The sequence below is a fragment of the Microvirga puerhi genome (assembly GCF_020089865.1).
In the GTDB taxonomy this organism is placed as follows: Bacteria; Pseudomonadota; Alphaproteobacteria; order Rhizobiales; family Beijerinckiaceae; genus Microvirga; species Microvirga puerhi.
This window is the reverse complement of sequence record NZ_JAIRBM010000009.1, coordinates 106,984-131,385: the sequence shown is the minus strand read 5'-3', so window position 1 is coordinate 131,385 and position 24,402 is coordinate 106,984. Positions and strand designations below refer to the sequence as shown.

Sequence of the window (24,402 nt, the reverse complement as noted above, 5' to 3'; positions counted from 1 at the left end):
GACACTCCTAGCTTTAATCTCACCTGGAGGTCGGGCAGTCGATTGTCTTCTTCAGGATGGTCAATTCGATCTGGTCCGGGAGCTGCTGGGGCTGGATGAAGGACGCCGAGACATCAGACGGTGGCTCACGCAGTTTGCCGAACACGTTCTTACAGGGGATGAGCATGGGTACGACAGACTTCTTCGAACAGGCGGTCACCAAATCGTGGTTGAGCCTGCCGAAAAGCCGAGAAAGCGCCCGGTTAGAGTGAAGCGCGGTTGAAGCGATATAGTCCCGAGTTTTTTCTCAATCGCCCCATTCACTGCTTCAGCGACATGGTCGGGAAAGAATCTAATTCGCGACCTTCGAGGCGTCGATCAGCCATTGTGCTTATTGCTCAAGGTTGCGGAGGTGGGATAAATGCATCTGACAGGTTGCAGAGCGCACGCTTTTCGCAAATCCCGCCAAAGGCTGAGGCACGATGGATATCGAAGGCGAAACATTCGACGATCTTCTTAGGAAAAGCCTTCAGCTGCTTCTGGAGCGCGGCCACCCGATCGAGCCGACGAAGAAAAAGGCGATTGAGCTTATCGGGGTCTGCTTGAGACTGGAGAATCCTCGCGCCCGGTTCAGCCGGACCGAGAACCGCGGTGTCCTCTACAGCGCTCTGGGCGAGACGCTCTGGTATCTGTCAGGGTCGGACGAATTCGATCCCATCGAATACTATATTCAGGGCTATCGGAAGCATTGTGGAAGCCCGCCAGCGGACGTGAAGAGTTCAGAAGCAGCTTATGGGCCTCGTCTGGCGAGCCAGATGGAGTTCATCAAGGAGCAAATCCGCAAGCGCGATACCCGCAAGGCCGTGATCTCGATCTATCGTCAGGCCGATCAGCAGAATCAGTACGATGTGCCTTGCACCTGCATCTTGCAGTTCTTTCCACGCTCCGGCGCCTTGCATGCGATGGCGCAGATGAGATCAAACGATGTTTATATGGGCATGGCCCACGACATCTTCGCTTTCACAATGCTCCAAGAGCTTCTGGCAAGGTCAGCAAGCTTGGAGGTGGGAACCTACATTCATCAGGTCGGAAGTTTTCATCTCTATGACAAAGACCGGACCAAAGCAGAAAAATACCTGAAACGGGGTGTTCCGGACACGGTGCCAATGGATGCCATGCCTGAGGGCGACCCGGAGGGCGGACTAAGCTGGCTGCTCGGCATGGAGCGCGCGCTACGGGTGGGCAAAGCGATGCCGGACGCATCGGATATCGATCCCTATTGGCAAGATCTCGCGCGTCTTTTACAGGTCAGACAGCTTCGGAAAGCCAAAGATCGAGTCGGCCTGCGAGCGATCCGGGAGGGGATGCACACAAAGGTCTATCACACCTTTATTCAGGACGAGATCAGCAAGGCATGAGCAAATCCCAAGGCAAGCAAGTCGCGAAAAGACACCGCGATGCAAGAGGGACCCATTTGGCAGCCGCACTCAAGGCCTATAGTGCGCAGACGAAACCTTTGCCGGGAATCCAAGATCCTGCGTCTCTAGACTGTCTGATTATGCAATTGCTCGACAGCATCAGGCGCGTGGAATTCGTCAAGCGGCTGACCCTGCAACGATTTGATCCGGACGTTGCTGATCCGACTTCTACTCGGTTCGATCCTTTGAAGGCAGCGGTGTTCAGATCCAGCCAGGGTCATGCCGATGATGCCGTCTGGTTGGTATTCCTCGCCGTCCATTTCGGAAAGCATGCGAAGCACGGGTGGGAACTGACCCGCCATGTTTATGGTCGGCATGGCGAGCAGGGGATATGGGACTGGCGGAGCATTTCGACGGACCTGGGCGGGTTTCGTCGTTGGCTTGCGGCTCAGAACGCTGTCCTGCGTCAATTCCGCTTTAGCAATCACCGTAAGTATGAAGGTCTTGATGCACATTCCCGCAACGGAACGGGCAGCATTATCGCGAGCTTCGTCAACTGGATTCTAACGGCAGGATCGCTCAATCAGCTTGTTCGCACGATCCATCTGAGAGTCGGCCAGAATCCAAGCGAAGTCTTCGATGCGCTCTACAAGGATATGCGCAAGGTCCACCGCTTCGGACGCCTTGCGAAGTTCGATTTCCTGACGCTGCTCGGCAAGCTCGATCTTGCTCCCATTGCCCCGGGATCGGCCTATATCAGGGATAATGCAACGGGGCCTTACCTGGGAATCCGTATGCTGGTGATGGGTGATCGAATGGGCAAGCTCACACGGGGCCAAGCGGACACAATCTACGTCGAACTCGGACATGCGCTGAACATCGGGATGCAGGAGCTTGAGGACGCTCTCTGCAATTGGCAAAAGAGTCCCACGAAGTATGAATACTTCAGGGGATAACGCCGTTATTGTAGAGCTCTTTCCACTTGAAGCGGCGCTTCAGCTTATTGAGCCAGTCATACGGGAGGTGGCCAAGCCGCTGCATCTGACCCACCACGATGCCGGGCGCAATACCGATGCTGAGTGCGAACTCGATGTAATCTTCATACCGTTGCGGAAGGCTGTACATCGTTTCCTGTTTATCGAGCGGGATCAGCGTATCGAAGGCGAAAGTGTTCGCTTGCTCCTCTCTTTCGTCCACTTCACCATCTTCTTCCTCCAGGAAAAGGTCTTGGTCCGTGTGTAGGATAAGATGGCCTGCCTCGTGGAAGAAGGTAAACCAGAAATGATCGTCCGAATAATAACGGAAACTCAGTACGATCATCGCCTTACGCCGGCGGATCAACTTTGTCGCGCCGCTGGCTTTGCAGCCCTTCGGGGTGGGAGCAATCACTACCGCAACTCCCGAATCCGCGCAGATCTCGCGTAGCTTCGGCAAAAACCTTTCAGCATGGTGATTACGCGACAATGCCCGAATAGCGGGAAGACTGGCCGCGAACGCTTCACGATCCCATGGTTGGCAGGTAATGCTCTCGGCCTTGTCCTCTGCCCAACGAAGCCACGCCGATGTTGCCGACGGGTCGGACCGGAAAGCTAGCGACGTTCTGAAGTTCACGCGCGCGAGCAGCGCTGACTGCTGTTGCCTCCAATCGTCGAGGCCGATAACGCCGAAGAAGCGAAAGCACTCTTCAGCCTGCCGGATCGTGTCGCGGTATAACTTGAGCCAGCCCAGACCCGCCATCTCCTTCAGCGGTAGTTGCTTGAGCCAACTCTTCACATCGTCGTCGATGTAGGCAGCAAGATTGCGCTGAATGTCGTCACGGTAGCTCTGCTCGCACCGCAGCCAGAACGACGACGTCGAACCGACGACCCTTGCAAGCCGCGATGCTAGTTCATCGTCGATGACAATTGTGCCTTCGATCAAGCCGCGGGCATCGCGTGTGCTCAGCCCGACCTCGAACGCGAAATCGTCGAGCTCAACCTGTTTGCCGGCAAGGATCCGCGCGACGATTTCACCGGGTGGAGAGATCCATTGCGGAATGCCTGATAAGAGCTCAGGCATCGGGCGCCTCAATGTTTAGGACCAAAACGCGATAGACACCCGTCCAATCAACGCTATTTCCGCTTGTGGGTACTGTGTCCTGATCGATGCGCATGATCACTCCGTATTCGGTTACGAGATTGACCCGCCATGTGAGGTCATCCTGCAAGTCGCCTTGCTCGGGGTGCCCCAACGGTAGTTCCGCAACGTGGTCCGCGTTCCGTAGTGCATGGTAGAACGCATGGATGTCCCTTATGACAGCCCTGGGCAAAGCACCAGCCTCAGGGGTGCGCGCAAGGCAGACTTCCTTCAACTCCTCGGTTGCGAATGAGATCTCCATCTAAGAATAACGGTAGTCCGAGCTAAGAATCCTGCAACTAGAAGGTTGCGTAGCTTCTTGTTTTTTCAACACCTCTTTAGTCGCGCCGGTCAGCTTGCTGTTCCTGGGACTGCCAGGAGGCTGTCCCGGATTATGCGATATCTGAGGATGTCCCCAATGCCGTTCGGACCTCGCTTGAGAGGATTGCGAACATATCTTCAGCCTCCTCCTCGGCGAAGGTCACATAATTATCACGAAGTTCGGAGACCCGCCGCATGATCTCCTGCGCGTCCTTTGGAGGCTCTCCCGGCAGGAGGTTGGCGATATCGATTGTGAGATTAGCCAGAATGTCAGCAACGGTTTCCCTGTCTGCGTCTTCGGCGACGAGAGCAAAGTCGATAACCCGTGAAGTGAGCGATGGCCGCTCATGGGCATGAACAAGGCGGTGCCGCTCGCGGAGCCTGCGATCGAACCGCTTCCGAAACCCCTTCTGGAAATTGTTCGCTCGGTCCACGGTGGCAACGCCTAAATCCAACGCGACGTCGTGCAGAAACCTCATGAGCTCAGTGCCGCGTTCCTGAATGATGTAGAGTTCGCTTTGCCGTAGGCTGTGGCTATGTACCTGCCAGGCTGTCAGCATGTCATGGGGCCCTGAATTGATGAGCTCCCGGTAGCGGGCCGTGAATGGATAGAGACGGATGCGATCGCCCAGGCTCTCGATTTCCATTTTTATCAGGAACGGAAGCTTTTCGGGGGTTGAGTAGGTCGGGACGCTTTTGGGGCTGAGACGTTTGGCGACTCCCTCTCTGGTCCGTGCGGAGATGGCCGGCAATTCAGCGGCACGGGCAAGTCCCTTTCGCAGCTCATTCTCGGAGTACGCCGCCAAGGCCTTGACTGCGTTCCGATCGACTTTCCGCGTGATGTCCCCATTTGAGGCAGTCATAGAAGTTCCGAGCCGATCTTACGGTGAAATGCCAATGACGCCCGTCGGCTCGGCCGGCGGGGTTTCGTCGTCGGCGTCGGCGGCGCCGGGCCCGGGATCCTGCTTTAGATTGCCGAGCATGTTTCGACAGTAGGCGGCGACGTAGCCGGCGATTTCTCGGTAGACGGGCGAGGGCATGTTGGAGCTTTCCATCTCGGCGATGACGCCGGGAAGCGCATTCAACGTCGTTTGCGAAAGTTCGGCAACGCGGCGCCTGACGCCGCTCGCGGAAAGGCCATTTTCTTCAGCGAAACGGTTCCAATGCCGGGCATAGATGTGACCACCCCGTTGCTTGTTGGCGATCTTCATCGCGAGGTTCCGAGTCACATTCTCGTAGATGTCGCCGTTCATCACGTCGTAGATTGGAGCCATAAGGGCCGAGCCGCTGCGGATCAGGAGCGAATAGTTTTTGGCGTGCGCGTCGACATTACCGCACAGCACGTTGAAGAGCATCGCTTCAAAGAAACGAAGCTTGTTGGGGGCTGGCGCAGGTGTGCCCGCCAAGGCATCCATGCAGAGCTTCAGGCCAGGTCCGTGCTTGGCGATGCTGGCGTTCCATTCGTATTTGAGATAGGGCGGAAAGCCTGTCGCCTGGCAGAGGTCCTCCTGATGAAGACGTTGGACCCGGCCACCCTGAATGATGCGATCATATCGTTCCACCAACAGGTAATCGACGTCCTCAGCGCGCTGCATCGTTACCTTTGCGGCGGGAAGTCCGACGGCTGCCGCAAGGCGCAGACAAAAGGCTTCGTTTTCCACGGATGCCCGGAACCGATCGTTCCTCGGCTTGAGGATGTGCGTGCTCGGGGCTCCGTCGAGGGCCAATCCTATGCCTCCATCCCTGTAGCGGACGACCGGGAGCTTCTCCTGGGCGCCGGCCACCGACATATGGACACCGTCTTCGCCGACGAGCAGCGGTCGCTCAGGCAATCGGCGGAGCGCGTCAGCGAGTTCCGCTTCGCTCAGACGGTGATAGTGCGGACGGAACGCCTTTGTGTCCGTTCCGGGACGGCGAATGTCGAGCGCGCCGGGCAGATCACGTCCCATCTCCGCGAGCATTCCGAACACGTCCATTTCATGGACCTGGAGAATGTTTCCGACCGCTTGGAGAGCTCCTCCCTCGGGCAGCAGGTTCAGGAACCAGGGATAGACCACGACTGGATCGTGTTCGACCGCCGCCAATGGCATCGTAATCGAGATTGGGAAGCTGCCCTGGGCGTCGATCCACGCTGGAGCGTAGCGAAAGACGATGTCGGTCACCGCCTCGCTGCGCCGTTCGAGCTGGCCGACACATTGGCCGTCAAACCAGACGTCCAGAAGTTCCCCCGGAACGACAGGGTGCGCGACTTGGTTTCTCACGGCTGGTACCCTCCCGGTTCGTCTTCGATGCCGAGTTCATCTTCCGAGGCGGCAGGTGGCACGGGAGCAGGATCAGTGCTGGCGACAAGGCGAACGCCAAGAGCCTCTAGAAGGCGCAGCGTCAATCCAATCTGGCAGGTCTCCTTGCCGTTCTCGATGTCGACGATGAACCGGGCGCCGACATTGGCCGATAGGGCCAGATCGTGTTGCCGTAAGCCAAGCGCCAACCGCCGAGCCCGAATGAGGGCGCCAAGGGACTGGGTTCCAGAAATGGGAAGGTTTTCCATCGTATTAAATATTCCCGATCGGTAAAATCGTGCTCCTGAATGGGCTTTGAGTCAAGCTAATTTTACCGAGCGGTAATATTGAGGGTGGCAGAGGGTTTGAAAGCCGGAATTTTACCGATCGGGAATATATAGCCTACCGCTTCACCAAAGAAAAATCGCGTCGGTTCGTAAATAAAGGGAGGAGTCGCTCGGGGGAGAGCCTTCAAAGAAATCGAGTTCGGGCAAGGCGCCACAAGCCGCTTCAAACGGAGGAGAGAGCCATTCGGAGGTGGCGATAGCGCCGATCTCTCGTCCGCCACCGACTTCGGAGATTGCAGAGTAAGCCTGTTCACGGCTACGCAAAAACTCCAGCAGCAAGGGAATTCGCTTCTCGCGATCTATCGACGGGCCATGGATGGCCCCGAGGGGCATCAAGCTGTCCTATAAGGGCCGGCTCACAAACGCTCGCAACCTATTTAGGCGCTGGGGCTGCCGACCCAGAAGCTGTGCGTATCGGCTAGGGTTTCGCCAGCCTCCTTCATTGCATGGAAGCAAGCTACACGGTGATAGCCTTCCGCAAGGTGAAGTGGATACTTTAGGTCAGCGGGCGAAGTTTGGAGGAACTTCATTCCCTCAGTTCGAAGAAGTATCGGCAAAACACTCCAAGTTCCATGAAAACGCAGGGACGCTGTAATAAACGGCTTCGCTGTGAGTCCATGTCTCAACATCTGCCCGAATTGGCTTGGTCCGCCACGGAATGCCTCCTGCCCAGGAACAGTGGAAAGGGTAAATTGCTCTATCTCCCACTTGATCTGGGAGAGATCGAGAAATTGCCAACTCTCGGCCGCAGTTGGTTGCTCTTGGAACCAATCGAGGAGGACATCGTCGGGTGGTACGGTCGGTCCAAGTGCTCGGACCCGCGAGAGGTATCGCGTCCGAGCCTCCTGATTTCGCCCTCGTTCGTCATCAATGGGGACAAGGTTCAAGGTTGTGATGGTCATTGTGAGCCGACCCTCATGCACGTAATCAGCTTTGTAAAGGATAAGGAACTGGCGTAGGCAAGGTCATCTTGCGGGCTCTAGCGGTAAGATGGACGGCAGACACCCTATTGGGCAGAGCGCTGGGCCCGCTGGCGCTAGGGTCCTGAGCACCTCAATCGCCGCCAGCAGCGAGTTACGCCAGAAATATTTCTAAACCATCAACAATTAGGGTTCTTACCTGCATTCTATCCGAAGTTGCGATATCGAAGCGAGTTTCAGGAAACAAAATGAGCGATATATCTGCGCAGTTGGGTGTATTGAATCCTGGTGAGGTCCATTGCTGGCGATTCAATCCGTGTAGTTTCAACGTAGAGGAACTCGTCACTGTACTGTCTTCTGATGAGCACGATCGAGCCGCCCGCTTCTTATTGGAAAGGGACAGAGCTGAGTACATAGTTTGTCGGGGCGTGTTGCGACATTTACTCGCTGCCTACGGGTCAGGACCACCCGCTGCTCTGACGTTTGAATATCTCCCTCAAGGGAAGCCAATCTTATCGCAAGCTCATGCGCCGCGAGTCGAATTCAACCTGACTCACTCCCACGACGCGGCTCTCATCGGCGTCGCGCACGGAGCCGCGATCGGCGTTGATTTAGAAAGAGTGCGCATCGTTGAAGACTTCGGGTCATTGGTTTCGAATTGTTTCGCACCCGAAGAACAAGTGGAATTGATGTCCCTTCCTGAGGGCCTCCGCGCCGGCAGGCCTATGGACATATGGACGGACCTGAAACCCTAGAGACCTGTAGTTCCCTATCAGGAGAATATCCTGAGAAGTAGCTTTCGTGTGAAAGGGGCGATATCAAGGACGTCTATGCGGAAGCCAAAGGCAACGGCTTCGACACGAAAGTCCTCCGCAAGATCATCGCCCTCCGCAAGCGCGACTATGCCGAGCGGCAGGAGGAGGAGGCGATCCTCGAACTCTACATGCAGGCGCTCGGGATGGTCGGCTGAGACCGATCACTCAACGAGATCCGAAGGCGGGGCATGCACCCCGCCTTTTTTGCCCTCAGCAGCGGCTCGGTGTACCTGACGGATTGGTGTTGCCGCCCGGATTGGCGTTCTGCTCCGGGAAGCAGGGGTTGCGCCCGCTGGCTCCGATCTCCGCGGCATTGTTGCCGCCAGGAGTGAAGGTCCCGGGTGGATTTCCCGGAGGGTTGACCTCCGAGTTGGATCGCCCGGTCGACCCGGTCGCCCGCGGATCGGATGTTTCGCTGACGGGATGCTGCGGCTTGCCGGCATTGCCTGTGTCAGGTGTTGGAGCAGGCGTCGACAGGCCAGGCGGGCTGCCCGGGAGAGGTTTTGTCTGTCCCGGGCCCGTCGAACCGAGGCCCTGTTGCGCCTGAGCGGCGGTGGTGCTCGCAAGGGCGACAGTCAGGATGAGAGCCGGCCAAATTTTAGAGGACATCTGCAACCTCCGGCCTGCTGAATAATCCGTCACGGATGAGGATGACTCATCTGGAGGACGGATGTTTCAGCGTAGCGGGAGATTCGACCTTGTAGCTGCTGCCCTTAACGTTAGCGGACCACAGGCAGGGGCTTCACGGCAGGCCCGGTGAAGCGGTTCGTGGCGAGATCCCCGACGGGCTTCGATGAGAAGCCCATGTTGATGCTGGGACCTGCCGTCAGGAGTGCCCTGGCCGTGGTCGCGTGCTGGCTCTTGTCTTTCGACGGAGCCTTCTGAGCATCGGCAGCCTTCGGCTTCTCGATTGCGACGGCCGTCCGGGCCGGTGCCGAAGGTTGAGCCGGGATCGTGACGGGCGCCGCAGAGGCCAGCGTGATCGAAGGCGAGCCAGGACGCGGCGGCGGGAGAGGGACGCCCGTCATCTGGCCGCTCAGCGGGAGGCTGGCGATCTGAGCTGGCCCGCGCAGTTCCGGCAGGCCGGGAATCGGGTTTGTCGCCGCAAGCACGCTCGGACGGGCAGGCGGGATCGGCGCATAGGCGATGGCGCCTGTCGCTCCGATATCATCCGGCCGACGCGGTGGCATCGGTGCGAAGGCAATCTCGCGGCCGGTTTCGCCGCTGCTCTGGCCCGAAGGGCCCTGCTGCCAGGCCAGCGTCGGGCCCGAAGGTGTCGCAACCGTGCTCGGCAGTCCCGCGATGCGGGTCGGCGGCAGCGGAGGCGGCGGGACGATTTCCTCGCGCAGGGCAGGGGCGGCGGCTGCGATGGCCGCTGCTGACGGGGCGGGCATCGGTTCAGGTTCCGGCTGCGGCTGGACCACCGGCACAGGCGCCGGCCGCGTCGCCACCTGGACGCGAGGCGCCGCGGTCGGTTGGAGGGCCGCATAGACCGAGGAGTTCGAATCGCTCGCGTAGTAGTCCTGTTGCGGTGCCGAGCGGGACGCCAGGAGATTCCGGCCAGGGCGGGAGGCGGCCCGGATCTCCTCCACGTCCTCATCCTCGTCGCTGCCGCCGAAGAGGGTCGCCCAGAGGCTCTTGCGGCGGGTCGGAGCCGCGACCTCGCCTGCATCCGCCACGGCGCTGTAGCCGGCCACCGTTCCGCCATTGGCGAGAACTTCGGCGCGCGCGAGGTCGTAACCCGGCAGCGGTGTGCCGTCGGCCGGGATATGGACGGTCTTCCCGTCCGGGAAGAGACGCACGAGCTGGTCACGCGTCATGCGCGGCCAGGCGCGCACGCTGCCGACGTCGAGATGCACGAAGGGTGTATAGGCATTCGGATAATAGCCGACGCCGCCGTGCTGCAGGCGCATGCCGATGGCGCGCAGACGATCGGCCGACACGTCGGGCAGGTAGAAGTCCATCGCCTTGCCCTGCATGTGCTGGCTGTTCTTCGCCACCACGCTGGAGCGCCGGCGCAGCATCGCGTTGGTCTGGGGCGAGCGATAGGCGGAATTCACGTGGACGGGCGCGCTCGATCCGACTTCCCGATAGACTTCCCACACCGTATCGAAGAGGCGCGGATCCATACGGGTCTTCTCTTCGCGGCGCCAGTCGCGCAGGAACCAATTGAGCTGCTCAAGGGCCTGCGGGTCGTATTGCCCGTTGCGCCGGAACGTGACCGTGAGAGTCTCTTTCGTGTTGTTGTGGTAAAATGTCAGCGTGCGCGTGTCGCCGTTGGCGATGGCATCCTGCGTCCCGCGCGTTCCTCCGAACAGAACCGCCACGACGGCCGCAAGGCCGATACCGGCGCGCCGCACGAACGTTAAGGCGGCCGCACGGCGATCCGAACGCAATACTCTCACTGTGATACTCGTCTTTACGCGCCGCTGCTGCGGGCTGCGGCATCCCTTATCGTGAAGGGATCTTTGCCGAAGACGGTTACTTCGAGGTTAAAAGATCGAATGTGACTTCAAAGTCACGTTCGATCCATTAAATATTTGATATTGAACATCTTTTCACGCAAAACCGGTTCCCACTTTTACGCTCGATGCATCAAATGCGCAGCGAAAAAATCGCTGCGCCGAAAGGTTCACGATTGCAGGCCGAGAGCCTCCCGCACCTTGCGGTCGAAGCCGTAGAGGTCGTTGAACGTCTTCATCTGACCCTTCTCGTCGATGGACAGCGTGAAATAGGTCAGATGCACCGGCAGAGGGCGACTGAGATTGAGATAGCGCTCGCCCTTGCCGATCAGTCCGCGGAGCTTTTCCTCGGACCATTTCTCGCCGAGAACTTCCTCCGCGAGCTGGAACGGCTGGTCGACACGGACGCAGCCATGACTGAATGCACGCCTGCCGACGCCGAACAGTTTCCGGTTCGGCGTGTCGTGCAGGTATACGGCGTGCTGGTTCGGGAACATGAACTTGATGAAGCCCAGCGCGTTGCGCTCGCCCGGCGGTTGCTGCACGGTGATCCGGTTGCCCTTGCGGATGACCTTGTAGCCCTTCTTCTCCGCATAATAGGGATCGCTGGCCATCGCCGGCAGGAACTCCTTCTTGAGAATTGAAGGCGGCAGCGTCCACGACGGGTTGATCACCAGATACTTCATGTTCTCGGAAAAGATCGGCGTCTGTGACTGCTCCTTGCCGACGATCACGCGCGTCTGATGAATGACGTCGCTGCCATCCACCAGCCGCAGGCTGAATTCCGGCACGTTCACCATGATATGGCGCTCGCCGAGATCGGAAGGCAGCCAGCGCCAGCGCTCCATGTTGGCGATCAGCTCGCTCTCCATATGGGCAACGGACGGGCCTGAGAGCGCCGCCACCGTGTCCGGACCGAGCACGCCGTCGTCGCGCAGGCCCTTCTCCTTCTGGAATACCGCGACTGCCGAGGCGAGGCGCTCGTCGTAAACGTCCTTCTCGTCCGGCGTCTTTCCGAGATTGAAGCGGGCTCTGATCAGCGGCACCCGCTCGTCACGCATGCCGATCCGCAAGGTCGGGCCTTTAGGGAACTTGACACTTGGCTGCGACGGATGGCTGGCGCGCAACTTTGCAAGCTGCGCCTTCAGGGCGCGGTAGCCTTCATGGGGTGGGTTATAGGCTTCGAGAGCGGCGCCGGCATCCGAGGCGTTCGCCACCTGACTCAGGACGTCGCCTACGGCCGGGATGTCGAGCTTCGGCGTGATCAGAGGAGAGATGCGTGAGGGGTCAATGCGCCCGCCGCGCGCGTCGCGTGCATAGCGGATCACGGCGGCGCTCAGCTTGAGGTCGGCCTCCGCCCATTGCGCGGGTGGGGCATCCTTTGAGAGCCGCAGATCCGGCAGCGGGTAATCTGCCGAATCGAGCCCGTCCTCGTCGGCAGCCCTGAGGCGCGCGGCAACCGCCTGCGCGGCCGGCGTGAAGACGCCGTCGCGTGCCCAGGCCAGCGGCCTGTCGGCATTGGCATAGAACGCGGCAAGACTTTCCTTGTCGGCCTGTTTCAGGCGCAGGTCGCGCAGGAGCGCGTCGGAAGCCAGGCGTGCCTCGACCGCCATGCGCAGCCAATCGGTCTGCACTCCTGCGAGCGCTGCCGCCGCGTCCGGCAGAGGAATTTCAGGTATCGGCTTTATCGCTTCGGCGGCGTCGATCGTCACCGGAGCGGCGGGCGGCGGCTCGGGGAGGGCAATCTCCTCATTCGCAGGCTGCGCCGGGGAGGCTCCAACGTCGGCAAAGGACGGTTCGGCGGTATCGACGACAATAGATGGAAGTGCTGGCTCTGGGCCGCCGGCGTCGCCTCCTGCCGCCATGGCAGACAAGGACAACAGAGACACCGTGCCCGTCAGGCCAAGCCACAGTGCCGTCTTGCGCAGGCTAAGCATCCGTTTACTCCTCATCGGTCAGGCGATCGCGAATCGCCTTTTTGAGATCGTGATGGCAGGCGTCAGAATCCTTGCCCGCCAAGCTGTCAACGTTTGAAACGCTCAAGCGGCTTCATCGCTCAGCCCGAGTTCCTTCAATTTTCGGTAAAGTGTGGAACGGCCGATGCCGAGACGGCGTGAGATCGCCGACATCTGTCCACGATAATGCGACAGCGCGAAGCGAATGACTTCGGCCTCTAGTTCCGCAAGGGTGCGCATCTCTCCGCAGGCACTCATCAGAGCAAGCGTGCTGGGATCGCGCGATTGAGGCAGCAGACGGTCGTACACGGGAAGAAGCTGTGTCTCGGGCAGGGCCGGAATGTCGATCCGGCTCTTGCCGGCACGCGCTGCGACCTGCGGAAATTCAGCCGCCGTCAGGACGCTGCCCTCTGCCAGCACGACGGCTCGGAAGATCGCATTTTCGAGCTGCCGCAAGTTCCCGGGCCAATCGTAGCGCGCCAGAAGGTCGAGGGCGTCGGGTGCGAGGTCGATAAGCGCTTTGCCTTCCTCCTTCGCAAGGAGGCGCAGGAAGATCCGGGCCCATTCGTCGACCAGCTCCGGCTCCGTCCTTAAGGGGCGAAGGACGATCGGCTGAACCTGGAGGCGATAATAGAGATTTTCCCGGAAGCGACCGCGCCGGACCTCCTCGTTCAAGGAGAGGCCGGAGGTTGCGATGATTCGCACGTCGAGGCGGGAGGAACGGCGCGGGCCGTCCTGCTGCGTCAGTCCATCGAGCAGGCGGCTCTGCGCAGCCGTCGACAGGTGCTGGATGTCCTCGATGCACAGAGTTCCGCCATGCGCTTCCCGAAGCCCGTTCTGAAGAAGGATTTCCTGATCCTCCTCCCGCTCCGGCCTCTCGCTGCCGCGCAGGATGATGAAAGGACGGCCTTTCCTGTCGCCGCTGGCATGAATGGCACGTGCCAGAGCGGTGGCGCCGCTGCCGGGCTCACCTTCGATCAGGACCGGCAGCATCGAGCGGGCCGCGCGATCGGCGAGCCGGATCGTGCGCAATCCTTCGGGATGCGCCACGTGTCCGGCCGCGCCCTGCCGCAGGGCCCGGATGTCGTCGGCGAAGATCTGAGGAAGAAGCATGAAAAGGCATCAAGTATGGCGAATGGAACGGCGCGATGCTGCGCGACAAGGGTAAACCAGGTCTTAACGGAAACGGGGTGGGCGGAACTTATCCTCCAAGGATCGCGGGTTGATCCTGCGGCATAGACAGCCAATATGATGGACAATCAGTTCTCTTATCCGTCCTAAAATGGCAGATCCCTTGAAACGTCAGAACAATTCTCCGTTGCATAACGTGTCCTCCACCGGCGCCAAACCCGTCGAACTCGGCGTTCTCCCTGAGTGGAATCTTGGTGATCTCTATCCTGCGATCGACAGCGACGCGTTCCGGAACGATCTCGCCAAGGCGGAAGCGGAATGCAGGAGCTTTGCAGAGGCCTATCGCGGCAAGCTTGATTCGCTGGCGCGCGGAGAAGCTCCTTCGACTGCTCTCAGTGAGGCGGTGAAGCGCTATGAGGCCATCGAGGATCTGCTTGGACGACTGATGTCCTATGCCGGGCTCGTCTATTCGGGCGATACCACCGATCCCGTGCGTGCAAAATTCTACGGTGACACGCAGGAGCGCCTGACAGCCGCCTCGAGCGATCTCCTGTTCTTCGGCCTGGAACTGAACCGCATCGAAGACGAGGTGCTGGACAAGGCGATGGGCGAGGAACCGCTTGCCCATTACAAGCCCTGGATCGAAGACCTCCGCAAGGACAAGCCCTATCAGCTCGACGACAAGACCGAGAAGCTCTTCCACGAGAAATCCGTCACCGGGCGGGCCGCCTGGAATCGGCTGTTCGACGAGACCATCGCCTCTCTGCGTTTCCAGGTGCGCGGCGAGGAATTGCCGATCGAGCCGACGCTCAACAAGCTCCAGGATCCGGACGAGAGCATCCGCAAGGATGCGTCCGATGCCCTGGCCAAAACCCTGAAGGCCAATCTGCGCACCTTCACCCTCATCACCAACACCCTCGCCAAGGATAAGGAAATCTCCGATCGCTGGCGCGGCTTCGAGGACGTGGCGGATTCCCGCCACCTGGCGAACCGGGTCGAGCGTGAGGTCGTCGAGGCGCTGGTTTCCGCCGTGCGCGAGGCCTATCCGCGCCTGTCGCACCGTTACTATGCCCTCAAGGCCAAATGGTTCGGCAAGGACAAGCTCGACCATTGGGATCGCAATGCGCCACTGCCCAAGGTCGAGCAGCGGACGATTGCCTGGAACGAAGCCAAGGAGACGGTGCTGTCCGCCTATTCGGCTTTTTCGCCCCGCATGGCCGAGATTGCCCAGCGCTTCTTCGACGAGAGTTGGATCGACGCGCCGACCCGCCCCGGCAAGGCCCCCGGCGCCTTCGCGCATCCGACTGTTCCGTCTGCGCATCCCTATGTGCTGCTGAATTATCAGGGCAAACCGCGCGACGTCATGACTCTCGCCCACGAGCTTGGACATGGCGTCCACCAGGTCCTGGCCGCGCCCAACGGCGCTCTCATGGCGCCGACGCCCTTGACGCTGGCTGAAACCGCCAGCGTCTTCGGCGAGATGCTCACCTTCCGCCGGCTCCTCGATCAGACCATCGATCCGGCCCAGCGCAAGGCGATGCTGGCCGCGAAGGTCGAGGACATGATCAACACCGTGGTGCGCCAGATCGCGTTCTATTCCTTTGAGCGCAAGGTGCACCTGGAACGTCGTAACGGCGAGCTGACGGCGGAGAAGCTCTGCGAGTTGTGGATGTCGGTGCAGGACGAGTCTCTGGGTCCGGCGATCCGCCTCGGCCCGGGCTACGAGTCCTTCTGGACCTATATCCCGCACTTCATCCATTCGCCGTTCTACGTCTATGCCTATGCGTTCGGCGATTGCCTGGTGAATTCGCTCTACGGCATCTACGAGCGCTCGAACGAAGGCTTCGTCGACCGCTATTTCGCGCTTCTCTCGGCGGGCGGCACCAAGCATTACTCGGAGCTTCTCGCTCCCTTCGGGCTGAACGCGCGAGACCCGTCCTTCTGGCAGATCGGCCTGTCCATGATCGAGAGGCTGATCGGCGAGCTCGAATCGATGGAGAAGGCGGCCTGAGCCGATGTCCGACTATGATCCCGAAGCCAACCGCTTCTCCGCCCGGGCGGCGCGCTATGCGCGTGTCGGTGCCAATATGGGCGGCGTGGCGGCGCGGATGGCCGGCGCGCGTCTGTTCGGTCGCGAGGGGCTGAACGGGTCCAACGCTGCGGCCTTGGCCCAGGCGCTCGGCGGGCTCAAAGGTCCGATCATGAAGGTGGCGCAGCTCCTCGCCACCATTCCCGACCTCATCCCGCCGGAATATGCCGCGGAGCTGCAGAAGCTCCAGAGCGAGGCGCCGCCCATGGGAGCGGCCTTCGTGAGGCGGCGCATGCAGGCGGAGCTGGGGCCGGGCTGGCAGGAACGGTTCGGAAGCTTCGATCTCAATCCCGCCGCGGCCGCATCCCTCGGCCAGGTCCATCGGGCGACCACGAAGGCGGGCGAGCCGCTGGCCTGCAAGCTGCAATATCCGGATATGCAATCCGCCGTGGAGGCGGATCTTTCCCAGCTCGAGCTGGTGTTCTCCCTCCATCGCCGCATGGATCCCGCCATCGATACCCGCGAGATCGCCAAGGAGATCGGCGAACGGGTGCGGGAGGAGTTGGATTATGAGCGCGAGGCGCGGCACGCGGCGCTCTACGCCCGGACCCTCGCCGAAGTGCCCGAAGTGCGGGTGCCGAAGGTCCATCCGGAGCTGTCGACGCGCCGGCTCCTGTCGCTCGAATGGCTCGAGGGCGACAGGATCCTGAACTACGCGCAGGCGGACGTCGCTGTCCGCAACCGGCTCGCGATGGCCATGTTCAAGGCGTGGTGGCATCCCTTCAGCCATGCGGCGGTTATCCATGGGGATCCGCATCTCGGCAATTACACGGTCTTCCGTCAGGATGGAGAGCCGGCCGGGATCAACCTCCTCGATTATGGCTGCATCCGCATCTTTCACCCAAAATTCGTCGGCGGCGTTGTCGATCTCTATCGCGGCCTTCAGAACGGGGATCGGGACCGGATCGTCCATGCCTACGAGACCTGGGGGTTCAAGAATCTCTCGGCCGAACTGATCGATATCCTCAATATCTGGGCGCGATTCATCTACGGGCCGCTTCTCGACGACCGGATCCGCACTGTTGCCGACGGCGTGAAGCCCGGCGATTACGGGCGCCGCCAGGCTTTCGAGGTCCACAAGGCCCTGAAGGAGAAGGGGCCAGTGACCGTTCCGCGGGAATTCGTCTTCATGGATCGTGCCGCGGTTGGGCTTGGCGCAGTGTTCCTCCATTTGAGGGCGGAACTGAACTATCACCGTCTCTTCGAAGCCGAGATCGAGCAGTTTTCGCTCGAGACCCTCTCGCAATGCCAGACGGAGGCGCTGAGAGCCTCCGGTCTTCCCCTGCCTGTGTAATGGAGTTGCATATCTGGCCGTCCCGCCGTAGATGGAGGGTTACGGCACGTCAGGGGAAGTTATGAAGTTCGTTTTCGTTCACCAGAATTTTCCCGGCCAGTTCGGCCGGATCGCCAAGGCGCTCGTGCAGGACGGACACGATGTGGTGGCGCTTGGCACGGTGAGAGAATGCACCCTGCCGGGTATCCGATATGTCCCCTACGATGCGGTTCCCGGGCCCGATGATGCTCCTTTCCAGAATCGGTATTCGCCGGTCGTCCCGCGGCTGCGGCGGGCCTACGGGGCTGCCAACAGGGCCCGCCAGATGGCCGAACAGGGATTTTACCCTGACGTGGTCGTAGTGAACACGGGCTGGGGCGAGAACCTGTTTCTCAAGGACGTGTGGCCCGATGCCAAGCATGTGGCCTATTTCGAATATTATTACGCCGCCAAGGGGCAAGACCTTGATTTCGATCCGGAATTCCCGGTGACGAATCAAGAGGTGATATGGCGCCTGCGGGCCAAGAACGCCATGCAGCTCGGCGCGCTCGACGCCGCCGATCTCGCCGTGGCGCCGACCTATTATCAGCGAAACACCTTCCCGGCCTATCTGCGCGACCGGATCGCCGTCATCCATGATGGAATCGACGCCCGGAATCTCAATCCCAATCCGAAGGTGAGCCTTCGCCTCGGCGCCGACGGCCCGCTCCTGAACAGGGACATTCCGGTCGTGACCTATGTCAGCCGCAATATCGAGCCGATGCGCGGATCCCATATCTTCTTCCGCGGCCTGCCGGAGATGCTCAAGATCGATCCGAAGCTGCGGGTCGTGGTCATCGGCGGCAAGGGCAACAGCTATTCCGGCCAGGCGCCGGGCGGAAAGACGTGGTTCGATCTGTTTCGCGAGCGAATCAAGGGCGAGGTGGACTGGTCCCGCGTCCATTTCGTCGGGAATCTGCCTTACGACCAGTTCGTCAAGGTTCTCCAGGTCTCCTCGGCTCATGTCTACATGACCTATCCGTTCGTCCTGTCCTGGTCGTCCATCGAGGCCATGGCGCTGGAATGCCGGATGGTCGTCTCCGACACGGAGCCGGTCCGGGAGATCATCACGGAGGGCGTGAACGGTCGGTTGTTCGATTTCTTCGATCATAAGGCCCTAGTCGAGCGGGTCCGGGAGACTCTCAAGGACAAGGCGCGCTCGGCCGAAATGGCGCGGGAGGGCCGCCGCATCGCGTTGGAACGTTACGATTTCCAGAGTGTCTGTCTTCCGAAATGGCAGGCGTTTCTCGGGGCCTCCTAGGGCTTTGCCCATAATTTTGGCGCCTCGGTGGTTTCGAAGCGTTGCGGCGCCTCACCGCATGGGGTAAACGCAGCCAAAAGAACTGTTGCGAAACAAGGCATCGATTATGGCCGATACAAAACACGCACCCTTTGGGGGTTATAGCCCGGACATGGACGGTTCGGCACACGAGGCAACCTATGTGGGCTTCGTGCGGTTTGCCGAGATCGCGACGGTCGTCGTCGTCTGCCATGTGCTGGCACTCGCCGTCGGCGGGGTCCATCACGCCTGGTTGACAGCCATCATCGGCGTCATCCTTTCGCTCGTGGCTGGCGGCATCGGTGCCGTATCCCCAGCGATTGGCGTGCGTGCGCCTGCGGTCGTCGCAGTCCTCTTGCTTCTGGCACTCCTTTTCTATTGAAATAACTCGAAGGGGACCTTCGTCCCCTTCGATCAATAAAGGGCTGGCCGGGAAGGCACCCAAGGCGGGGGGTTGCATGCGGATTGCTGTTCTCTCGGAGTCCGACAAGGCGGAAACGCGTGTCGCGGCCACCCCCGAGACCGTCAAGAAATACAAGGCGCTCGGTGCGGATGTCGTGGTGCAGGCCGGAGCGGGCCAGCGCGCCGGCATCCCGGATGCCGAATTCGAGGCCGTCGGCGCGACGATCGCACCCAGCGCGACGGACGCGGCGCGCGATGCCGACATCGTCCTCAAGGTTCTCCGTCCCAAGCCGGCGGAACTGGCGACTCTCAAGCAAGGCGCTCTCCTCATTGCCATCATGGATCCGTATGGCCATACGGCGGCCCTGAAAGCCATGGCCGACGCCCGCGTCGCCGCTTTCGCCATGGAGCTGATGCCGCGTATCACCCGCGCCCAGGTGATGGACGTGCTGTCGTCCCAGGCCAATCTCGCAGGCTATCGCGCCGTCATCGATGCTACGGCCGAATACGGCCGTGCCATGCCGATGATGATGACTGCGGCCGGCACGGTCCCGGCTGCCCGCGTCTTCGTCATGGGCGCCGGCGTTGCCGGTCTCCAGGCCATTGCGACAGCCCGCCGTCTGGGAGCGGTAGTCACTGCGACCGACGTTCGCCCGGCGGCAAAGGAGCAGGTGCAAAGCCTGGGAGCGAAGTTCATCGCGGTCGAGGACGAAGAGTTCAAGCAGGCCGAGACCGCAGGCGGTTACGCCAAGGAAATGTCCGCGGAATACAAGGCGAAGCAGGCTGCGCTGGTGGCCTCCCACATCGCCAAGCAGGACATCGTCATCACCACCGCCCTCATTCCCGGCCGCCCGGCGCCGAAGCTCGTGAGCCGCGAGATGGTCGAATCCATGAAGCCCGGCTCGGTCCTCGTCGATCTGGCGGTGGAGCGCGGCGGCAATGTCGAGCTGGCGGAGGCCGGCAAAGTGACCGACCACAACGGCGTGAAGATCGTCGGGCATCTCAACATGCCGGGCCGCCTCGCCGCCACCGCGTCGAGCCTCTATGCGCGAAACCTCTACGCCTTCGTCGAGACGCTGGTCGACAAGGATACGAAGGCATTGGCGGTCAAATGGGACGACGAACTCGTGAAGGCCACGTGCCTGACCCGCGACGGGGCCATCGTCCACACGGCTTTCCAGCCGACAGCGTAAGGGGGCAACGCCATGGCAGTCCTGACACCCGAACAGGCCGTTGAACAGTCTCGGGCGGCGGCAGATGCTGCCCAGCGTGCGGCCGATACGGCCCACGCCATCGCCGATCAGATGGCCGCGGCTGCGAGTGTCGTGACCCACGGAGCGGTCGATCCGACGGTCTTCCGTCTCGCGATCTTCGTGCTGGCCATCTTCGTCGGCTATTACGTGGTCTGGTCGGTGACGCCCGCGCTGCATACGCCGCTCATGTCGGTCACCAACGCCATCTCTTCGGTGATCGTCGTCGGAGCGCTGCTGGCCGTCGGCGTGAATGTCGCGCCTGCCCTCGGCGACGGGCCAGTCTGGGCGCGGGCCTTGGGCTTCATCGCCCTGGTCCTCGCCTCCATCAACATCTTCGGCGGCTTCCTGGTGACCCAGCGCATGCTCGCCATGTATCGCAAGAAGGGTTGAGGCGATGTCGGCAAATCTGGCCTCGATCCTATACCTGATCTCCGGCGTTCTCTTCATCCTGGCCCTGCGCGGCCTGTCGCACCCCACCACGTCCCGGCAGGGCAACCTCTACGGCATGGTGGGTATGGGTATCGCGATCCTCACCACCCTGCTGGTGTCACCGCCGAGCGGCTTCGGCGGCTGGGTCCTGGTGATCGCGGGCCTCGCCATCGGCGGCGGCATCGGCGCCGTCGTCGCGAAGCGCGTTCCGATGACGGCCATGCCGCAGCTCGTCGCCGCCTTCCACTCGCTCGTCGGCATGGCGGCTGTCCTGGTGGCGGCCGGGGCTCTCTATGCTCCGCAGGCCTTCGGCATCGGCTCCGTCGGCACCATCCATGGCGGCTCGCTCTTCGAGATGGCGCTCGGCGTTGCCATCGGCGCCGTCACGTTCACCGGCTCGGTGATCGCCTTCCTGAAGCTCGACGGACGCATGTCCGGCAAGCCGATCCTCCTGCCGCAGCGTCACGTACTCAATATCGCGCTCGGCGTGCTGCTGCTCGTCTTCCTTGTCGGGTTCATCCGCACGGAAAGCCATGTCCTGTTCTGGCTGATCGTGCTGGTGTCCTTCGTGCTCGGCGTGACGCTGATCATTCCGATCGGCGGCGCGGACATGCCCGTGGTCGTGTCGATGCTCAACTCCTACTCGGGCTGGGCGGCGGCAGGCATCGGTTTCACCCTCGGCAACCTCGCGCTCATCATCACCGGCGCGCTGGTCGGCTCCTCGGGCGCGATCCTATCCTACATCATGTGCAAGGGCATGAACCGCTCGTTCTTCTCCGTCATCCTCGGCGGTTTCGGAGGCGAGACGGCGGCTGCGTCCGGCGGGGCCGTCGAGGCCCGTCCGGTGAAGCAGGGTTCGGCGGCGGATGCCGGCTTTATCATGAAGAACGCCGCGAAGATCATCATCGTGCCGGGTTACGGCATGGCAGTGGCGCAAGCGCAGCACGCCCTGCGCGAGATGGCGGACGAGCTGAAGGCCGAAGGCGTCGAGGTGAAATATGCCATTCATCCGGTCGCGGGCCGCATGCCCGGCCACATGAACGTGCTCCTGGCCGAAGCGAACGTGCCCTATGACGAAGTTTTCGAGCTCGAGGATATCAACGGCGAGTTCGCGCAGGCCGACGTGGCCTTCGTCATCGGCGCCAACGATGTGACCAACCCCGCGGCCAAGACCGATCCCGCTTCGCCGATCTACGGCATGCCGGTTCTCGATGTCGAGAAGGCCAAGACGGTTCTGTTCGTGAAGCGCAGCATGGGTTCGGGTTATGCGGGCGTCGAGAACGAATTGTTCTTCCGCGACAACACCATGATGCTCTTCGGCGATGCCAAGAAGGTCGTGGACGACATCCTGAAAAACCTCGACTGACGGCCTGCACGCTGCATTTCTGATGAGTCGAAGGCCGGTCACGAGCCGGCCTTTCGCTTCTGGAGCTGGGCATGAGCATAACCTTGCGGACGGCACGCCCCTCCGACCGGACGGCCGTCATCGAGCTGATCCACCGGCTCAATATTTTCGAGGCCGACCTCACCGGCGACCGCCGGAGGGACTATGCTGGCGCCAGTGCCTATTACGACGAACTCCTCCAACGGCTGACCGGACGGCAGGGGCGGGTGGTGCTGGCGGAAGAGGACGGCATCATCGTCGCCGCCATGGGCTTCTCGATCGACCTGGACGCCGCCTATGTCACGGAAGACGTCCGCAGGCACGGCACCGTGACGGATCTGATCGTGCACGAGGATTGGCGCGGCCGCGGCATCGGCCAGATGCTCCTCCGGGAGGCCGAGCGCCTCACCCGCGCCGCTGGTCTCAGGCGCCTGATGATCGGCGCCCTGGTGGCAAACGAGCGCGCGGAGCGGACCTACCGCGAATTCGGCTTCGAGCCTTATGTATCCTACATGGTGAAGACGCTCTGACCACGCCTCGGTCTTTGACTCCGCGGCCATTCCCACCTACATCGTCAGGGTGACGGGGATGGGGTTCCCCGATAACCGCCAACAGGCTGATGACCCCTACCGGGCGCGTTCGCGCAGGTAGGAGCTTGTCCGCCCCGCACCTCGCACCCGCCCGGACTGGGTTTGGGTCCAACGATCGAGGTGCAGAATGCTTGCGACAATTCTTGTGTTTCTGGGGGGCGGCATCGGCTCGGCCCTGCGTCATGGGGTGAATTTGGCCACGGCCCGATTCCTGGGCACCGGCTTTCCGTATGGAACGCTCACGGTCAACGTGGTGGGCTCTCTGGTCATGGGTCTGCTGGCAGGCTTCTTCGCGTTCAAAGGCGAGGGGACACAGGCTTGGCGGCTGTTTCTCTCGACCGGGATCATGGGAGGGTTCACGACCTTCTCGACCTTCTCCCTCGATGCCGCCTTGATCTACGAACGCGGACAGATGGACATGGCGTTGGTCTATGTACTGGCCTCCGTCGTGGTCTCGATCCTAGCACTTTTCCTGGGCCTGTTCCTTGTGCGGCTATGGTCGTGAGAATGTCCCTCGATCGGGGTTCAATGGGCGGCCTTTCGCGCCAGGACGGGATCTGATCCGTCGGGACGCCGGCCGATTTCGCCTCAGGCGGTCCGTGGCCCCAGCAGGATGATGGCCGCCCCGACGAGGCAGACCACTGCTCCAGTCACGTCCCAACGGTCCGGACGCACGCCCTCGACGGCCCAGAGCCAGAGGAGGGAGGCGACGATGTAGACGCCGCCATAGGCCGCGTAGGCCCGGCCGGCCGCCTCGCTGTCGACGAGCGTCAACAGATAGGCGAACAGGGCCAGCGAGACGCTGCCCGGAACGAGCCACCAGATGGATTTGTCCAGGCGCAGCCACGCCCAGACGGAGAAGCAGCCCGCGATCTCGGCGACCGCGGCACCGGCATAAGCAAGGATCGTCATGCGCCGAACCTGCGACAAATTCGCTCGCTTGCCAATGCCGAGCCTGACCAGGCGCTTCTGCCGCCGCATCAGTGCTCTACGGGAGAGCAGGCCGAGCGCCTCACCCGCGCCGCCGGTCTGACGTTCCTGATGATCGGCGCCGGGTGGCAAACGAGCGCGCGGATCTTGACCCCTTGCAATCACTCGAACCGGTCCGCTGCGTGCCCACGCATATGGGCCTGCGGGCTGCACCCCATCTCGGTCCGGAATGCGTAGACGAAGGCTGATGTCGAACCGTAGCCGAGTTCCATGGCCGTCCGGGTCACATCCAAGCCGCCGCCCATCAGTTCGATCGCCCTGAACAAGCGCAGGCGTCGCCGCCAGGAGCGCAGGCTCATGCCCAGCTCGGCCTCGAAACGGCGGGCCAGAGTCCGTTCCGACATCCCAAGCTCTCGGCCCCAGGCTTCCGGCCCGCGCGAGTCGGCTGGGTCCGCGTAGAGAGCCTCGCACAGCGCAGTCAGAGGCGATCCCCCACGGGGCCAGGGGAGCGCGCCCGGCAGAGGCTGTGCCCGCCGGAGTTGATCAAGGATCAGGGTCGTTACGCGTCCGGCGTAGCCATCACGGTCTTCCTCTCCCTCGATCGTAGTCGCCTCCACGATGAGGGTCTTGAGCAGGGTGCTGACACCGAACACGGTCGGAGTTTCGGGCAGGCCACGACCGGCCTCGTCGGCGATCCAGAGACTGCGGAACTCTGCTCCGAGCAGGGATCCGACCCGGTGCAGCAGACCTGTCGGCAGCCAGACGGCCTGCTCCGGCGAGATCACGAAGGAGTGCCCCTCTACCGTCACCGTGAGCACTCCGGAGATCGCGTACACCATCTGGTTCCAGCGGTGCGAGTGCTCAGGGATGAAGTGGCGCGCCGGAATTGTCTGCGCGCGCACGGTCATCGGTTCCGGCGGCGCAAGACCTGGAGGCGCCTCGATCGTTGCCCATGTCACGGCTAGCCTCCAGTTTGGCGGTTATTCTACATG

Annotated in this window: 23 protein-coding genes, 1 pseudogene and 1 riboswitch; of the genes and pseudogenes, 13 read left to right on the top strand and 11 right to left on the bottom strand. The window is 61.5% G+C overall.

The annotated features are described in order from the left end of the window. Nucleotides 1–461 precede the first annotated feature (461 nt). On the top strand, nucleotides 462–1,397 hold the full coding sequence (locus K9B37_RS13845) for a thymidylate synthase (protein WP_224313725.1): 936 nt from the start codon (nucleotides 462–464) through the stop codon (nucleotides 1,395–1,397). Then, entirely contained in the window at nucleotides 1,394–2,353 is a 960-nt protein-coding gene (locus K9B37_RS13840; protein ID WP_224313723.1) for an alpha-glutamyl/putrescinyl thymine pyrophosphorylase clade 3 protein, read from the top strand. Before K9B37_RS13845 ends, K9B37_RS13840 begins: the two co-directional genes overlap by 4 nt. On the opposite strand, the gene K9B37_RS13835 is transcribed toward K9B37_RS13840, so the two are convergent. The 5 genes from K9B37_RS13835 to K9B37_RS13815 all read right to left on the bottom strand — a co-directional run bounded on the left by K9B37_RS13835 (nucleotide 2,343) and on the right by K9B37_RS13815 (nucleotide 6,792). Further along, complete coding sequence (locus K9B37_RS13835) at nucleotides 2,343–3,455, bottom strand: ImmA/IrrE family metallo-endopeptidase (protein WP_224313721.1); 1,113 nt, start codon at nucleotides 3,453–3,455, stop codon at nucleotides 2,343–2,345. The genes K9B37_RS13840 and K9B37_RS13835 overlap by 11 nt on opposite strands. Before the next feature lie 449 nt (nucleotides 3,456–3,904). Then, nucleotides 3,905–4,696, bottom strand: a complete 792-nt coding sequence (locus K9B37_RS13830) for a hypothetical protein (protein WP_224313719.1) — start codon at nucleotides 4,694–4,696, stop codon at nucleotides 3,905–3,907. Nucleotides 4,697–4,714: 18 nt separating this feature from the next. Continuing rightward, nucleotides 4,715–6,094 carry a type II toxin-antitoxin system HipA family toxin gene (locus K9B37_RS13825; protein ID WP_224313717.1) on the bottom strand — a complete coding sequence of 460 codons (1,380 nt, stop codon included), beginning with the start codon at nucleotides 6,092–6,094 and terminating at the stop codon, nucleotides 4,715–4,717. Then, nucleotides 6,091–6,381 carry a helix-turn-helix transcriptional regulator gene (locus K9B37_RS13820; protein ID WP_224313715.1) on the bottom strand — a complete coding sequence of 97 codons (291 nt, stop codon included), beginning with the start codon at nucleotides 6,379–6,381 and terminating at the stop codon, nucleotides 6,091–6,093. Before K9B37_RS13820 ends, K9B37_RS13825 begins: the two co-directional genes overlap by 4 nt. Before the next feature lie 141 nt (nucleotides 6,382–6,522). Further along, complete coding sequence (locus K9B37_RS13815) at nucleotides 6,523–6,792, bottom strand: hypothetical protein (RefSeq protein ID WP_224313713.1); 270 nt, start codon at nucleotides 6,790–6,792, stop codon at nucleotides 6,523–6,525. An 835-nt stretch (nucleotides 6,793–7,627) separates the two neighbouring features. Here K9B37_RS13815 and K9B37_RS25065 point away from each other — a divergent pair. Both K9B37_RS25065 and K9B37_RS13810 read left to right on the top strand, forming a co-directional pair. Further along, nucleotides 7,628–8,134, top strand: coding sequence for a 4'-phosphopantetheinyl transferase family protein (locus K9B37_RS25065; RefSeq protein ID WP_439651727.1), 507 nt, complete (start codon nucleotides 7,628–7,630; stop codon nucleotides 8,132–8,134). Between the two features lie 56 nt (nucleotides 8,135–8,190). Then, nucleotides 8,191–8,349: pseudogene (locus tag K9B37_RS13810) on the top strand (DUF2312 domain-containing protein); the annotation flags it as partial. A gap of 55 nt (nucleotides 8,350–8,404) precedes the next feature. Here the strand turns inward: K9B37_RS13810 and K9B37_RS13805 are convergent. From K9B37_RS13805 to K9B37_RS13790, 4 genes are all read right to left on the bottom strand, one after another. Then, on the bottom strand, nucleotides 8,405–8,803 hold the full coding sequence (locus tag K9B37_RS13805; RefSeq protein WP_224313712.1) for a hypothetical protein: 399 nt from the start codon (nucleotides 8,801–8,803) through the stop codon (nucleotides 8,405–8,407). Between the two features lie 110 nt (nucleotides 8,804–8,913). Next, nucleotides 8,914–10,599: a peptidoglycan L,D-endopeptidase MepK gene (locus tag K9B37_RS13800; protein ID WP_224313710.1), complete on the bottom strand. Its 1,686-nt coding sequence runs from the start codon at nucleotides 10,597–10,599 to the stop codon at nucleotides 8,914–8,916. Nucleotides 10,600–10,826: 227 nt separating this feature from the next. After that, the gene (locus tag K9B37_RS13795) at nucleotides 10,827–12,593 is read right to left on the bottom strand and encodes a L,D-transpeptidase family protein (protein ID WP_224313709.1); all 1,767 of its coding nucleotides are present in this window, start codon (nucleotides 12,591–12,593) and stop codon (nucleotides 10,827–10,829) included. Between the two features lie 102 nt (nucleotides 12,594–12,695). Next, nucleotides 12,696–13,724 carry a sigma-54-dependent transcriptional regulator gene (locus tag K9B37_RS13790; RefSeq protein ID WP_224313707.1) on the bottom strand — a complete coding sequence of 343 codons (1,029 nt, stop codon included), beginning with the start codon at nucleotides 13,722–13,724 and terminating at the stop codon, nucleotides 12,696–12,698. Between the two features lie 169 nt (nucleotides 13,725–13,893). Between K9B37_RS13790 and K9B37_RS13785 the strand changes: the two genes are divergently transcribed. The 9 genes from K9B37_RS13785 to crcB all read left to right on the top strand — a co-directional run bounded on the left by K9B37_RS13785 (nucleotide 13,894) and on the right by crcB (nucleotide 22,985). Further along, nucleotides 13,894–15,753: a M3 family oligoendopeptidase gene (locus K9B37_RS13785; protein WP_439651726.1), complete on the top strand. Its 1,860-nt coding sequence runs from the start codon at nucleotides 13,894–13,896 to the stop codon at nucleotides 15,751–15,753. Between the two features lie 4 nt (nucleotides 15,754–15,757). After that, the gene (locus K9B37_RS13780) at nucleotides 15,758–17,125 is read left to right on the top strand and encodes an ABC1 kinase family protein (protein ID WP_224313703.1); all 1,368 of its coding nucleotides are present in this window, start codon (nucleotides 15,758–15,760) and stop codon (nucleotides 17,123–17,125) included. A 61-nt stretch (nucleotides 17,126–17,186) separates the two neighbouring features. Continuing rightward, on the top strand, nucleotides 17,187–18,404 hold the full coding sequence (locus K9B37_RS13775; protein WP_224313701.1) for a glycosyltransferase: 1,218 nt from the start codon (nucleotides 17,187–17,189) through the stop codon (nucleotides 18,402–18,404). A gap of 106 nt (nucleotides 18,405–18,510) precedes the next feature. Further along, on the top strand, nucleotides 18,511–18,804 hold the full coding sequence (locus K9B37_RS13770) for an aa3-type cytochrome c oxidase subunit IV (RefSeq protein ID WP_224313699.1): 294 nt from the start codon (nucleotides 18,511–18,513) through the stop codon (nucleotides 18,802–18,804). Between the two features lie 76 nt (nucleotides 18,805–18,880). Beyond that, complete coding sequence (locus K9B37_RS13765) at nucleotides 18,881–20,017, top strand: Re/Si-specific NAD(P)(+) transhydrogenase subunit alpha (RefSeq protein WP_224313696.1); 1,137 nt, start codon at nucleotides 18,881–18,883, stop codon at nucleotides 20,015–20,017. 12 nt (nucleotides 20,018–20,029) lie between these two features. Further along, a complete protein-coding gene (locus K9B37_RS13760; RefSeq protein ID WP_224313694.1) occupies nucleotides 20,030–20,467 on the top strand; it encodes a proton-translocating transhydrogenase family protein in 438 nt (145 codons plus the stop codon). Nucleotides 20,468–20,471: 4 nt separating this feature from the next. Further along, nucleotides 20,472–21,872, top strand: coding sequence for an NAD(P)(+) transhydrogenase (Re/Si-specific) subunit beta (locus tag K9B37_RS13755; RefSeq protein ID WP_224313692.1), 1,401 nt, complete (start codon nucleotides 20,472–20,474; stop codon nucleotides 21,870–21,872). A 71-nt stretch (nucleotides 21,873–21,943) separates the two neighbouring features. Beyond that, on the top strand, nucleotides 21,944–22,420 hold the full coding sequence (locus tag K9B37_RS13750) for a GNAT family N-acetyltransferase (protein ID WP_224313690.1): 477 nt from the start codon (nucleotides 21,944–21,946) through the stop codon (nucleotides 22,418–22,420). A gap of 45 nt (nucleotides 22,421–22,465) precedes the next feature. Further along, nucleotides 22,466–22,526: riboswitch (Fluoride riboswitch) on the top strand. A gap of 81 nt (nucleotides 22,527–22,607) precedes the next feature. Continuing rightward, nucleotides 22,608–22,985 (top strand): fluoride efflux transporter CrcB, encoded by a 378-nt coding sequence (gene crcB / locus K9B37_RS13745; RefSeq protein WP_224313688.1) that lies wholly within the window; start codon nucleotides 22,608–22,610, stop codon nucleotides 22,983–22,985. Between the two features lie 83 nt (nucleotides 22,986–23,068). Here the strand turns inward: crcB and K9B37_RS13740 are convergent, their stop codons facing one another. Next, nucleotides 23,069–23,392: a YnfA family protein gene (locus K9B37_RS13740; protein ID WP_224313848.1), complete on the bottom strand. Its 324-nt coding sequence runs from the start codon at nucleotides 23,390–23,392 to the stop codon at nucleotides 23,069–23,071. 179 nt (nucleotides 23,393–23,571) lie between these two features. Further along, complete coding sequence (locus K9B37_RS13735; RefSeq protein WP_224313686.1) at nucleotides 23,572–24,369, bottom strand: AraC family transcriptional regulator; 798 nt, start codon at nucleotides 24,367–24,369, stop codon at nucleotides 23,572–23,574. Nucleotides 24,370–24,402 lie beyond the last annotated feature (33 nt).